Here is a 13,644-nt window from a genome sequence, read left to right as displayed (position 1 = left end):
ATTCTACTTTATTTTGTCTTTTATTACTAATATTTATTTTAACAGAAAAAAGCAGAGGCTTGAAATAAACCCCTGCTAGAACTAGTATCACAATACATTAATCAAGAATCTTGATTTTCACTTTTTTCCTTCCCCAACGATAAGCAGCATCTTTATCAGCGAAGAACACATCGATTTTGTGGCCTTTGATGGCACCGCCGGTATCTCCAGCTACAGCATAACCATAGCCTTCCACATAGACTTTTGTCCCTAAAGGAATGACACTAGGATCTACTGCAATTACTTTTGCTCCCGGATTTGTACGCAAGTTAATGCCTGTACTCGTCACACCACTGCATCCATTACAGAATGCTGTATACGCCGTAGAAGAAACATAAAACTCTTTAGAGCTTGACTCTGTACTACGTGACACAACCTGTTGCGGTTTAGGTGGTGGCGGAGCTTTTGTTCCAACAGCAACGATGCGGTCTAACGATTCTTTAACCGTTTCTGTTTTCACCAATTCACGGGAAACTTCTTTGCCGTTCTCTAATATGACTTCATAATGATTGGCAACGGTCCCATTTTCCCCTTGCTGGACCACTTGTTCTTTGCCCTTATCAAGGGAACTATCATTTTGTGTTACAACACCAAACTCTATAGGCTCTTCCACTACATCGGTGACCTTTTCAACTCTAGTAATATTAACTACAGTATCTTTTGCTACCAATTCTTCTAGACTAGGCTCCACTCGGTCAAGATCATTTACTGTGATATCGTGCTGTTCTAAAAAGTCAGCGACCGTAGTCGAAGTAGACCATACTTGTTGTTTTTCCCCCCCGACATTCAAAGTAACTTCAAATGCCTTCTCGATGGCAATGACTAGATTGTCTTTAAGTGGGGTATTTAACTCTTGACTTACTTTATCGTGCTCTTTTATATCTATATCTCTTTCTGTTAAGAAATCTTGTACTGTCTCTGCTGTCGTATAAATGTTGTGTTCCTTATCATCGATGACAAGTTTCACTTCTTTCGCAGGATCCCAGACAATCTGCATGGAATCGCTGACAACGGTATCCTTTGAAGGTTCCAACCGGTCCTCAGGATGGACTTCTATGTCCAACTCTTTTAGAATATCCGCTACAGTTTTTGCGTGTGTGCGCACTGTGACTTCCTCACCGTCCACATTCACTGTTACAGCAGCCTTTGTGCCATGAAAGACACCAAAGCCAAGTATGGTTGAGAAGACTATGAAACTAGTTAAAGTAATGGCCAGTTTCGTCCTGCTCAACTTACCAGAAAACAGTTTTTTCATGCTATTTAACATGTAAAAAAACGCCTCCTTCTCCTCGAATGGATTATATAGACAGTTATGTAACTTGTCAACCCTTTCCATTGGCTCGACCGTAATGTCTATTATGCAGAAAATTCTCACAAAAGGGAAGTGAAAACTATCGACACGTTTATCCTATGAGGAGAAGTAGAGAGGTAGAACTTATTGTTTTTTCCCGAATTGGACAAGTATCCGCCGTTTTTGACAAGATTCTATGTCAAATTATGCCGAATAATTTCTTAGCATTTGCTGTTGTTTTTTCTGCTACTTCCTCTATCCTTAATTCTTTTAACTCTGCAATTTGTTCTGCAACCAGTCTTACATAACCCGGCTCATTTCTTTTTCCTCTGTATGGGTGTGGAGTAAGATATGGGCAGTCAGTTTCAATGAGAAGTTTTTCCATCGGGATCTCTTTTACCACTTCTTTTGGTTTTTTCGCATTTTTAAACGTGACAGGTCCGCCAAATGAAATATAGAAATTCATCTCCATACATTCTTTCGCCACTTCTAAGCTACCTGTAAAGCAATGCATGATTCCTCCCACTTCTTTGGCATCCTCTTCTTTTAAAATTTGTACCACATCTGCTGTTGCGTCCCTGTTATGGATGACGATAGGTAGTTTCACTTTTTTCGCAAGCTGAATTTGTTTGCGAAACACTTCTTTTTGTACCTCTTTGGGTGATTTATCCCAATGATAATCCAGCCCCATCTCTCCGATTGCTACTACTTTTTCATGGGATGCGAGGTCTTCTATCCATGCTAGGTCCTCTTCTGTCATATCTATCGCATCGACCGGATGCCAACCAACAGCTGCATAAAGAAAATCGTACTTTTCCACAAGCTCCATCGCCCTGGTGATCGTTTTTCTGTCAAACCCAACCACCACCATATTCGTTACCTTTTCAGCTTGTGCACGATCAATTACCTCTTGTAAATCTTCCTCATATTGATCTGCATTCAAATGCACATGTGTATCAAATAACATGAAAAACACTCCCGTAATATATTGGTTGAAATGAGAATTAAATCCTTTTATTAAAATAATATAAGCAAATAGTATCCGGTAAAAGAAACAAAGAGGTGCAACCCGTTGTTACACGTGAAACACCTCTTTCATTCTGAAATTATTTTATCCAAAAACTAATTATTTTACTTTAGCACCTAGCGGCAAGGACGCGTCCACAGAAGCTAAGGATAGGACCCCATCCTTTTCTCCTGCTAATATCATTCCTTCTGATAACTCTCCACGTAGTTTAACAGGCTTTAAGTTCGTTACGCAAATAACTCGCTTTCCAACTAGCTCCTCTGGTTTGTAAAACTTTGCAATACCGGAAACTACCTGTCTTTTTTCATAACCAAGATCCAATTGAAGCTTTAATAACTTGTCGGCCTTTTTCACCGGCTCACAGTGAGTCACTTCTGCTACACGCAAATCTATCTTCATAAAATCATCAAACGTGATCTCTTCAGATGCTGGTGGTGCTTCTACCACTTTTTCTTCCGCCTTTTCTGCTGGTGCTGAAGGCTGCATGACCTGTTTAATGTGCTCTACTTCCTCCTTTACATCAAGGCGAGGGAAAATAGGGTCTGCTTTCACTGTCTTTGTACCTGCAGGAATCTGTCCGAATGCGGATAAGCTTTCCCAAGATGTTAATGATTCTTCCACTCCAAGTTGAGCAAATATTTTACCAGGTGTTCTAGTCAAGAACGGCTTTAAAAGGATTCCAATGAATCGCAATGATTCTGCAAGGTGGGCCATGGCAGACGCAAGCTGATCTTTTGTCTCTTCATTTTTTGCTAATACCCATGGCTGTGTTTCATCAATATATTTGTTCGTTCTGCTAACAAGCTGCCAGATAGAAGATAATGCCACAGAGAATTCCATGTTTTCCATTGCATGTTCATACTGTTGAACAGTGTGAACCGCAAGTTCGCTTAACGTCTGATCAAACTCTGTTACATTGCCGTTGTAAACAGGAACTTCTCCATCAAAATACTTGTCAATCATGGCAACCGTTCTGTTCAGTAGATTGCCAAGGTCATTTGCTAGGTCAAAGTTTACTCTTTCCACGAAGCCTTCAGGTGTGAAGACACCATCCGCTCCAAACGGAACCTCTCTTAATAGATAATATCTCAATGCATCAAGACCATAACGATCAATTAAAGTGACCGGGTCTACAACATTTCCTTTTGATTTGGACATCTTTCCATCTTTCATTAATAGCCATCCATGTGCAAAAACCTTCTTTGGAAGTGGCAGATCCAGTGCCATCAACATGATTGGCCAGTAAATAGTGTGAAAGCGAACAATTTCCTTCCCTACAAGATGTACATCTGCAGGCCAATATTTCATATACTTCTCATCATTTTCCGTACCGTAACCAAGTGCCGTGATATAGTTGGACAATGCATCAATCCATACATAAATAACATGTTTCGGGTCTCCAGGGACCTTTACTCCCCAATCAAAGGAAGTTCTAGAAACAGCAAGGTCTTCAAGTCCAGGTTTAATGAAGTTGTTGACCATTTCATTTTTTCTTGATTCTGGTTGGATGAATTCTGGATTTTCATCGTAATATTGAAGCAGACGGTCCACATATTTACCCATGCGGAAGAAGTAAGACTGCTCTCTCACCAGTTCAACTGGATGGCCACTGTCGGGACTCTTTCCTCCTACTACTTTCCCATTCTCATGAATCGGGTCCACTAACTGATGTTCTCTGTAGTATGTTTCATCCGGAACCGAATACCATCCCTCATACTCATCCAAATAGATATCGCCTTGGTCTAATAATTGTTTAAAGATTTTCTCTACTACCTCTTTATGGCGGCTTTCCGTTGTACGAATGAAGTCATCATAGGAGATATCAAGCTTTTCCCAAAGCTCTTTAATTCCTGACACAATATCGTCTACGTATTGTTGAGAAGTGACGCCTTTTTCTTCGGCTTTTCGCTGAATCTTCTGGCCGTGCTCGTCTGTACCGGTTAAGTACATCACATCAAAGCCTTTTAGACGTTTATATCGGGCCATTGCATCACCCGCCACCGTCGTATATGCATGACCAATATGTAAATTACCACTTGGATAATAGATAGGTGTTGTAATGTAAAAAGTTTTTTTATCGGCTACCATCAAAAATTACCTCCCTATAATCGAAACATATAAAAGTAGAAAACTCCCGCCCAATGGACGAGAGCGATGAGCGTTTTCGACTTCCTATATATATCAACATCATAACCTATTTTTTATAACTATTATACATGGTTTACTCCAGTATTGTTAAGGATTGAGCAAAAACTTTTTCTATCCTCTTTCATTTCCTCAACACTTAACAAATTGTTCCCTACCACTTCGACAGTTGTCGAAAAATTTGTCGAAAAAACTAGTTGAAATTTGTCGAATGATGATTATAATTAAGTTAGTATTCTATTGAAAATTAGTAAGTAATTGTAAATGTTAACCTTAGACAGATTCCAGTAAACCCTTATTACAAAGCTATTTTCCCGCTTTTGGAATACATAATTTAAAAGAAATACAAATATTTTCAAACATAATTGTTGACGAATTTTGTAAATATTGTTATGATGAAAACACGTTAGATTTGTCGAATAATGACGAAAATGATAGATTAATATTATTCATAAAAACTTATATTTTGGAGAGGGGTATTTTTCTTATGAAATCTACTGGTATTGTACGTAAAGTTGACGAGTTAGGCCGCGTGGTTATTCCTATCGAGCTTCGCAGAACTTTAGGAATTGCAGAAAAAGACGCTTTAGAAATCTACGTTGATGATGAAAAAATCATTTTGAAAAAATACAAGCCAAACATGACTTGCCAAGTTACTGGTGAAGTTTCTGACAATAACCTTACTCTTGCAGATGGAAAAATCATCTTAAGCCGTGAAGGTGCAGAAAAAATTATCCAAGAGATCCAAAACAACTTACAAGCAAAATAATGATATGACACAGAAAAGAGGGTGCTGCGGCACCCTCTTTTTTATTTGCAAATTAAGTTTTATGCTTTGTTCAACACCTTCCGATTTCCGTTCCAGGTATTCGCTTTCCGCGGGACGGTGTTTGAGCCTCCTCGGCTTTCGCCTGCGGGGTCTCAATCAACCGTTACTCCCCCGCTGGAGTCTCATACCTTGCACTACAATCTTCAGGGAAAGCCTTATTACTACTCAACATGAAATGCTTGGTATACTTCTCTTTTTGGTAAGTTACGTTCTTTGGACACAAGTTTGATGGCTTCTTTGGATGAATAGCCTTCTGTCTCCATGACTTGTTGGACATGCTCTAAAATGGAGAGATCTTGCCACCATAATTCTATGTTGTCGCTGACTTCTTCACTACTTCCTTCTATTATAATGCAACACTCACCTTTGATCCCTTGCTCTTCATAAAGAGCCAATACCTCGGAGATGCTGCCTCTTGTGAACTCTTCAAATTTTTTCGTAAGTTCGCGGCTCACAACGATGGACCGGTTACCAAGAATATCATGCATCAAGCTGAGCGTGTCCTTCAAACGATGTGGCGATTCATAAAGAATAAATGTATCTGTGAACTTTTTCAGCCGCTCTAGTTCCTTTTTCTTTTCCTTCTTTTGACGATCAAGGAAGCCATAAAAGTAAAATGGCTGTGAAACTAATCCAGATGCAATTAAAGCTGTTAATGCAGCGTTTGCTCCTGGCAGAGGAACGACATACAGCTTTTCTTCGAGTGCTTCTACCACTATTTCATAACCAGGATCTGAGATGGATGGCATGCCGGCATCGCTTACCAGGCCAATGTCCTTGCCATCTTTTAAAAGATCGATTATTTTTCTGCCGCTTTGTTCTTTGTTGTGTTCGTGATAACTGATCAGAGGAGTGGTGATCTCGAAATAGTTACATAGTTTTTTCGTGTTTCGTGTATCTTCTGCCGCGATATAGTCAACTTCTTTTAGCATCCTTAGGGAACGATAGGTGATGTCTTCTAGGTTCCCGATGGGTGTAGGGATTAAATAAAGTCTTCCTTGCGTGTATGATTCGTTGAAGCTATTCTGTTGCCATAAATCCATAATGTATCCCTCTTTTATGATTAAACTTGTTCTTCTCCGAAAAGCATTTTCCTTACTTCTGGGGTGTATTCGCCGTTTTCGTCGTACACTAATAGAGGCGGGAGGATTTTTAAGTCTGGTTTGCCGTCCTTAATGCCTTCTATGAGAAGTGTATTGGCGGGTTTTCCTAGTTTGGAATGAACAAATTGAAGGCGCTTTGGTTCTATGCAATATTTTCTCATCAAGGAGATGATATCGAGCAGTCTACCTGGACGATGTACAAAAGCCACTTTTCCGCCTTGTTTCGTAATCTGGCTACTGACACGTACCACATCCTCAAGCGTGCATTCTATTTCATGCCTTGCTATCGCGTAATGCTTATTGCTGTTTATTTTTTCATCATTCTCTGTCAAAGGAAAATATGGAGGATTGCACGTTACCACATCAAACTTCTTGTTTTCTAACATTGCCGGAAGCTCTTTAAGATCCATGTTAAGGACTTTTAGCTGCTTCTCCAGCCCATTATAAGAAAAGCTTCGCTCGGCCATACCGGCAAGTCGCTCTTGTATTTCTACTCCTGTAATGTTGCCTCTTGTCCGTTTACTCAATAATAGCGGGATGATGCCGTTTCCTGTACACAGATCCATTATGTTTCCTTTTTGGATCGGAACATACACAAATTGCGCTAACAAGACAGCATCCAACGAAAAGGAAAACACAGATGGACTCTGTATGATCCGCAAATTCTCCGCCAACAAATAATCCAGACGCTCATCGCCTATAAGGTCTACCTCTTTCATCAACCAAAACCCTTTCGTACCATAATCTTTCCCTATTATAACGCAATCCCAACAAAAAACATAAGAGGCAGTAGAAGAAAGTACAGCGTATTGTATTATACCTATTTACCTGCAGATTGGAGTGTAAGGTGTGAGACTCCTGCGGGGGGAAACGGTAGGTTGAGACCCCGCAACGAAGTGAGGAGGCTCAAGCAACGTCCCGCGGAAAGCGAACACCTGAAACGGAAATCGGAAGGAGTTATATCACAAACATAAACAAAAAGCCGCCACCCCTTTACGGAGAAGCGACTCTCTACTTCTTATTAAGGAAAGACAAGCAAAACATACAATCCCCTTCTTTGCGTGGACTGCCGAAATTCAAGTTGCAAATATGAAACCCTTCCTGATAGAGCCTGGCCAAATTATCATAACCTTCCCCTACATCCGTCTGTTTTTGCTGGTCCTGCTGCTTTTTCTTACGTTTTTTTTCCGGTAAAGGAGTGTCATCCTCCACAGTCGTCATTTGCTCTAGACGTTTGCGGAGGTGACTGTTTTCCACCAGCACACTGTTGTTTTCTTCAATAATCAGGGCAAGGTGTTCTTTTAATTCTCCAAGCTGTTTATATAAATGTCCGATCTGTTCTTCCATGTTGCTGACAGAATCAAAAATTTCCTTCTTGTCCAAGTTTTCCACCTCTTAATCTGTGGCTTGCGTTGAAACGGCTCCCTCTTGAAGTAATTCGTCTAGAGAAAATTCGACCACTCGGTCCTTCCCGGACAACTCCACTTGAAGCACGCGTTCGAGTATATTCAATCCTACAACCCGGCCAACTCCATTTGGTGTTTTTATTACTTCATCCAAATCCGGTAATTGTTCTTTGGCGGATTCGTATTCGTCATTTTCGTATTTCAAACAGCACATTAGACGACCACATAGTCCGGAAATCTTGGAAGGATTCAACGACAGGTTTTGATCCTTCGCCATTTTGATGGATACCGGTTCAAAGTCTCCTAAAAATGTGGAACAGCAAAGCATGCGTCCACAAGGACCAATACCACCCAAAAGTTTGGCTTCATCACGAACACCAATTTGTCTAAGTTCGATTCTGGTACGGAAAATGGAAGCCAGATCTTTCACCAGTTCCCTAAAATCCACACGTCCATCGGCAGTGAAATAGAAGATGATCTTATTGCGATCAAATGTGTATTCCACATCAACTAGCTTCATGTCCAGTCCATGGTCATTTACTTTACCGAAACATACATCAAACGCTTCGTTTGCAGCCTTTTTATTTTCTTCTACAATAAGTCGGTCTTTTTGGTCAGCAATGCGGAGCACTTTTTTCAATGGCAGAACGACATCGTTTTCGTCGACTTTCTTTTGACCGATGACAGCCTTTCCGAACTCCACACCTCTTACCGTTTCAACTATGACAAACTCATTGTCTTTTATATCAAGCCCATTTGGGTCAAAATAGTATATTTTCCCTGCTTTTTTAAAACGAACTCCCACTACTTCATACAAACTAATATCCCTCCTGCAAGTTTAACGCTAATTGTTCCATGAGAAGGTGCGGATTCACATTCGATGCCAACCGAGACTTGCTCTGTAATATATAGGACAGTTGCTCGGTCACTCGCTGTTGAGTCGTCTGGAGTGCCAACTTCTGAATTAACTCTTTCTCGTCGACAAACACCAACTGCTCCTCTTTGGATAACTGAGCATACAGCATATCTTTATAAATAAATAGCATTAAATCCAAACCTATCTCCAGCTGCTTTCTATCGGAAAAATGGGGCATCCATTTTTCTTGTATAAATAGCAAAGATGCCTGAGGACGATTAAATATTGCTTCATACAATTTTATCACTAAGTTTCTAGCCAGCGCAAACCAATCATCTCGACATAATTCTACTGCTTCCTCTAAACTGTTCGTTAAGGAAGCCGCTGACTTGGCTAATGGCAGTGGAATACCTTCCGCTGTAAGCTTTGCTATCAAGCCTTCTGATGTTAATGCGCGAAACGATAGCGGCTGACATCTTGAAATAATCGTATTTAACATTTGATTGACATTTTCCGTTAATAAAAAGGCAAACGTTTCTTGGTTCGGTTCCTCCAAGAATTTTAATAAACTATTGGCTGCATTTGTCGTCATCTTATCTGCATGCTCAATAATATAAATTTTTCTCTTAGATTCCAAGCCCGTTTTCGTAAACTCTTCTTGTAAGAATTGAATTTGTTGCTTCTTGATGGAGTTACCGTCCGGCTCCACGACATGGACATCCGGATGATTTCTGGAATCTATCCGCTTACAATTTGAACAGCTCTGACACGGATTAACTCCTTTTAGGTCTTTACACAACAAACTTTTCGCGAATAGGTAGCTGACTTCTTTTTTTCCTGTGCCCTTCATCCCATCTAGCAAATAAGCATGGGCAATTCTATTTCGCTCTAAACTGTTTGTGACGATTCTTGCAACGGTAGGCTGGTTTTGTAGATCCGACCAACTTTTAATCACTGTTTATCACTCACTAACCTACATATATAAATTGATGAGCAAGCCCTTGATCTCACCAATACTGCTTAATATGTTTATTCTTGATTCCTCTTGGCTCATGACCTTTTCAGTCAGGCCGAGAAGTGCTTCGTCCACCTGCTTGACCACTTGCAGATGCCTGGATTGTCCATCATTTGTCCAATGATGGGACTGGTTCAGCTCCATTCCAAACTCAACCGCCTCTTCCATAAAACGTTTAACAAGTGTCTTATACTTGGCTAAGTCTTGGAAAGAGCGAGAATTTCCTAGGCGGTCGCCTACCAATTCAATATCCTTCATTAATAACTGCAACTGTTGGGTATGCAGTTTACTGGAGTGTCTTTGCATGATCTCTCCAAAGGCAGTCGTGGCAGTAGAACCGCTTCTAATATCCATCCTTGCATTATCTACGTTTGTTCGAAGGTCGGTTGATATTTTCATGACAGTATGCCCGCCCTTTCCCATAACTTAATTTCATGGAACTTATCTGAAAAAAAGCAGCCTTTCAGCCGCTTAACGTTAGAATTGATGAAAATGCTCAATAGGCAAGACAAAGACCGTCGCACCGCCTACTTCCACCTCTACCGGGTACGGAACATAGGAATCTGCATTCCCACCCATAGGTGAAACAGGTGCAACCAATTGCTGTCGGTGCTGACAGTTGTCTTTAATGATATCTAATGCCTTTTGTACACGAACGTCTTCCGTACCTATCATAAATGTGGTGTTTCCAGACTTCAAAAACCCGCCTGTACTTGCAAGTTTCGTTGCACGGAAATTATGTTCTACCAAAGCATTCATTAATCGATTGCTATCTTTATCCTGAATAACAGCCATAATCATTTTCATTTAAAGCGCCTCCTTTATTTTACCATTAATTATCTTCCACTTCATTACTTCGTATTTGGTAATTTATTTTTATGATAAGAATTAGAATCCGTGTTTAGAAATATAGGAGATTAAAACCTCTCTTACTTGGTTGCATACAGATTCAAAGTCCATAGACGCATCCACTACCGTAATTCTTTCTCCATACCTCTCTTTTACAAGGTCATATCCTTCTTTCACCTTATAATGGAAGTCTAATTTCTCTTGATCTAAACGATTAATCTCTCGTTTATTATTCGCTTCAATACGCTTAAGCCCTGCTTCTGGTTCTATATCGAAAAAGATAGTGAGGGACGGCATCATTTTTTCCGTTGCAAACTCATTGATGCTAAGCACGTCTTCTACACCAATTCCCCTCGCATAGCCTTGATAGGCAAGAGAACTATCGATAAACCGGTCACACAAAACAATCTTATTTTCTTCTAATGCAGGTATTACCCGCTCTACTAAGTGCTGACGGCGAGCGGCAGCATAAAGTAAGGCTTCTGTCCTTGCATCCATTTCTGTGTTGTCACAATCTAATATAACATTTCGAATCTGCTCAGCTATGTTAATGCCTCCGGGTTCTCTTGTTAGTAAAATAGGATAATCCCGTTCCGTCAGTTCAGCTGCCAACTTTTGAATGACAGACGTCTTTCCTGCACCCTCAGGGCCTTCAAATGTAATAAATAATCCCTTCACAATCATGTTACTCCTTTATCTTCTTATATATATAAATATAATTACTTTTAAACGCTTCGCTAGCTTGAAACCTCGCACCGATCTGTTGAAGAGCCTTTATGTATTCCACGGTAGCGCTTGTAATCTTCTCCCCATTAAATAAAAGTGGGATTCCAGGAGGATATGGCACGATTGCTTCGGCAGCGATTTCACCGATTGCTTCCTCTATTGGGCATTTTATCTTTCTATAATCCGCTTGTTTGCTAAAAGGAATAGCAAGAGCACTAATTTCAGCTGGAAATAGAGGAAGGACAACCTGCTTCCTTTTCATGTTAACGTCTAGATCTGCTCTATTAGATACAGCCCTGACTATTCTCTCTATCATATCATGTTTTTCCTCATTCACCGCTAATGGCAAGACAATTAATACATTCTTAGGATCTGCCAGTTCCACAAAAAGACCTTCCTTTTCCAGAAGGCTGGAAAGCTCAAACCCGCTCAACCCTTTAGTAGAGCGCAATGTAAGCTTTAAAGGATCGACATGTAAACGACTGTCACTTGGAGTAACTACTTCTACCCCCTTTACCTTCTTAAGCTCTTCGTTGAACTCTCTAATATCCTCTACAATAGCTTGTTTCTGCTTTTGCGACAAACTTGCAAGATAATACCTGGCAAGGTCCAAGGACGCCATTATCGGATACGAAGGACTGCTCGACTGTAACATCTTAAGGTAATGAGTGATTCTTTCTTTCTTTACCCTACTCCCCTGTATATGCAACCATGAACCCATTGTCATTGCAGGCATGGTTTTATGTGCAGATTGCACGACTACATCCGCTCCACTAAAGAGTGCGGTCTTTGGAAAAGGTGACCCCAACATAAAGTGAGCCCCATGCGCCTCATCTACTAAAACAGGAATGTCATAACTATGTGCAACTTGTACAATATTCTCCAAATCTAGTGCTGTCCCATAATAATTCGGATTGGTCAATACAACAGCGGTTATCCCTTCTATCGTTTCCAGCGCCTTGTATAGATAAGCTAAGTCAACAGATACTGCAACTCCCAAATTCTCATCCACTTTACATGGTAAAAATACAGGGTCCGCTCCCGCAAGCTCCAATCCATTCAGAACTGACTTATGACAATTCCTCTGCACCAACACCTTGCTACCTCTTTTACATGTCGCTATGATCATTGCCAAGTTACCAACAGTAGAGCCGTTCACCAGAAAAAGTGTTTCATCAGAACTATACAAGTCACTTGCCAAGCGCTGCGCCTCATCTATTATGCCTTCTGGATTGTGCAAGTCATCCATTCCGGTAATCTCCGTCGTATCCAACTTCAATATATCTTTAAAATAATCCCTTGCTTCCTTAGGAAAAACAGCACCATACTTATGCCCAGGGACATGCCCAGACAATGGTGAACCTTCCCAATGGCTTCTTATACCTGAAAACAAAGGTGTTTTAGTTTGATCTAACATTTGCACTCCCTCTAATCATTCATTTCCTATATATACCCCCATTATAACGGATAGAACTTTAGACTTATAGTCACCTGCCAATCAAGAGAACCTAAAAAAAATAAAAGCCCTAGACAGGACTTTTCATAGCAGCAGACTTTTTTTTGTTTTTTAGTTCTTTGTTGAATGGAAATAGACACTACGAATAGATTCTAGGGATGGTAATTTTCCTCAACTGTTGCAAATAAAACTTATATTTCGGGTCTTCCACATCAGTCTGAAGCATTGTTCCCTCACATTCCGTACAGATAAACGACGTGTATAAATGAATTCCTTTTTCTTTCTGTTCTTCACAAACGATACACGTTTCCCCAAATGATGAATGAATGGCTGACTTCATGTCTCTTTCTCCACCTCCATCCACTATTCTAACCAAATCAAACAATTGTATACTACATTAGTAAAATCCCAGCCTACCAATCTCCTACATCTAGTGTATGTAAAACCTACTAGTCTGTGTTTGTCTTTGGATAAAAAAAGATTGGTGTTACTTGATTGAGAATTCATTATAGAGTTCGGTAGGTATTCTTTTGCTCACATTGACAATTAAAGATGTCTACAATAAAAACCCTGCGTTAGATGGTCTTTATAGCGGGGGTCAAGACTTCTCGGTTAGGGATTTCTGTTTTTTAAAGGGCTTTATAACAGTAATTAAAACTTCCATGAAGACATTCTCCCCTTCCACATGTCCTTAAAACCTCCATGAAGACATTCTCACTAAATTTTCCCCTCCAAAGATGTCTTCATTCACTTAACTCCCCCTCTGCCTACACTTATGAAACACAAAAAAACCAGCGCCTAAGTTAATAAGCACTGGTTTCTTATAAATTTGCCTGGCAACGTCCTACTCTCACAGGGGGAGATCCCCCAACTACCATCGGCGCTGAAGAGCTTAACTTCCG

The 13,644-nt window shown here is 40.3% G+C and carries 14 protein-coding genes and 1 rRNA gene; 1 reads left to right on the top strand and 14 read right to left on the bottom strand.

What is annotated here, in order from left to right:
- Positions 1-97 precede the first annotated feature (97 nt).
- The 3 genes from HC179_RS20110 to metG all read right to left on the bottom strand — a co-directional run bounded on the left by HC179_RS20110 (position 98) and on the right by metG (position 4,445).
- Positions 98-1,306 (bottom strand): G5 and 3D domain-containing protein, encoded by a 1,209-nt coding sequence (locus HC179_RS20110; protein WP_168865979.1) that lies wholly within the window; start codon positions 1,304-1,306, stop codon positions 98-100.
- Positions 1,307-1,529: 223 nt separating this feature from the next.
- Positions 1,530-2,297, bottom strand: a complete 768-nt coding sequence (locus HC179_RS20105) for a TatD family hydrolase (RefSeq protein WP_168865978.1) — start codon at positions 2,295-2,297, stop codon at positions 1,530-1,532.
- A 159-nt stretch (positions 2,298-2,456) separates the two neighbouring features.
- Complete coding sequence (gene metG / locus HC179_RS20100; protein WP_168865977.1) at positions 2,457-4,445, bottom strand: methionine--tRNA ligase; 1,989 nt, start codon at positions 4,443-4,445, stop codon at positions 2,457-2,459.
- 544 nt (positions 4,446-4,989) lie between these two features.
- Between metG and HC179_RS20095 the strand changes: the two genes are divergently transcribed.
- Positions 4,990-5,271: an AbrB/MazE/SpoVT family DNA-binding domain-containing protein gene (locus HC179_RS20095; RefSeq protein WP_010191364.1), complete on the top strand. Its 282-nt coding sequence runs from the start codon at positions 4,990-4,992 to the stop codon at positions 5,269-5,271.
- 221 nt (positions 5,272-5,492) lie between these two features.
- Here the strand turns inward: HC179_RS20095 and rsmI are convergent, their stop codons facing one another.
- From rsmI to rrf, 11 genes are all read right to left on the bottom strand, one after another.
- Positions 5,493-6,374, bottom strand: coding sequence for a 16S rRNA (cytidine(1402)-2'-O)-methyltransferase (gene rsmI / locus HC179_RS20090; protein WP_168865976.1), 882 nt, complete (start codon positions 6,372-6,374; stop codon positions 5,493-5,495).
- 20 nt (positions 6,375-6,394) lie between these two features.
- Positions 6,395-7,153 carry a tRNA1(Val) (adenine(37)-N6)-methyltransferase gene (locus HC179_RS20085; RefSeq protein ID WP_168865975.1) on the bottom strand — a complete coding sequence of 253 codons (759 nt, stop codon included), beginning with the start codon at positions 7,151-7,153 and terminating at the stop codon, positions 6,395-6,397.
- A gap of 292 nt (positions 7,154-7,445) precedes the next feature.
- Complete coding sequence (yabA, locus tag HC179_RS20080) at positions 7,446-7,817, bottom strand: DNA replication initiation control protein YabA (RefSeq protein WP_168865974.1); 372 nt, start codon at positions 7,815-7,817, stop codon at positions 7,446-7,448.
- A 12-nt stretch (positions 7,818-7,829) separates the two neighbouring features.
- Positions 7,830-8,657, bottom strand: a complete 828-nt coding sequence (locus HC179_RS20075) for a PSP1 domain-containing protein (protein WP_060666692.1) — start codon at positions 8,655-8,657, stop codon at positions 7,830-7,832.
- A gap of 1 nt (position 8,658) precedes the next feature.
- Positions 8,659-9,651, bottom strand: coding sequence for a DNA polymerase III subunit delta' (gene holB, locus HC179_RS20070; protein WP_168865973.1), 993 nt, complete (start codon positions 9,649-9,651; stop codon positions 8,659-8,661).
- 18 nt (positions 9,652-9,669) lie between these two features.
- Complete coding sequence (locus HC179_RS20065) at positions 9,670-10,110, bottom strand: YaaR family protein (protein WP_168865972.1); 441 nt, start codon at positions 10,108-10,110, stop codon at positions 9,670-9,672.
- A gap of 78 nt (positions 10,111-10,188) precedes the next feature.
- The gene (locus tag HC179_RS20060) at positions 10,189-10,518 is read right to left on the bottom strand and encodes a cyclic-di-AMP receptor (protein ID WP_010191354.1); all 330 of its coding nucleotides are present in this window, start codon (positions 10,516-10,518) and stop codon (positions 10,189-10,191) included.
- Between the two features lie 81 nt (positions 10,519-10,599).
- The gene (gene tmk, locus HC179_RS20055; RefSeq protein WP_346775168.1) at positions 10,600-11,238 is read right to left on the bottom strand and encodes a dTMP kinase; all 639 of its coding nucleotides are present in this window, start codon (positions 11,236-11,238) and stop codon (positions 10,600-10,602) included.
- A 7-nt stretch (positions 11,239-11,245) separates the two neighbouring features.
- The gene (locus tag HC179_RS20050) at positions 11,246-12,703 is read right to left on the bottom strand and encodes an aminotransferase class I/II-fold pyridoxal phosphate-dependent enzyme (RefSeq protein WP_168865971.1); all 1,458 of its coding nucleotides are present in this window, start codon (positions 12,701-12,703) and stop codon (positions 11,246-11,248) included.
- 178 nt (positions 12,704-12,881) lie between these two features.
- Positions 12,882-13,082, bottom strand: coding sequence for a sigma factor G inhibitor Gin (locus HC179_RS20045; protein WP_168865970.1), 201 nt, complete (start codon positions 13,080-13,082; stop codon positions 12,882-12,884).
- A gap of 491 nt (positions 13,083-13,573) precedes the next feature.
- A 5S ribosomal RNA gene (gene rrf, locus HC179_RS21405) occupies positions 13,574-13,644 on the bottom strand; the annotation flags it as partial.

This window comes from Bacillus sp. RO1 (assembly GCF_012524115.1).
Lineage (GTDB): Bacteria > Bacillota > Bacilli > Bacillales > Bacillaceae_I > Sutcliffiella_A.
Note: the sequence above shows the minus strand (reverse complement) of the source record. Positions and strands in the feature narration are given on the sequence as shown.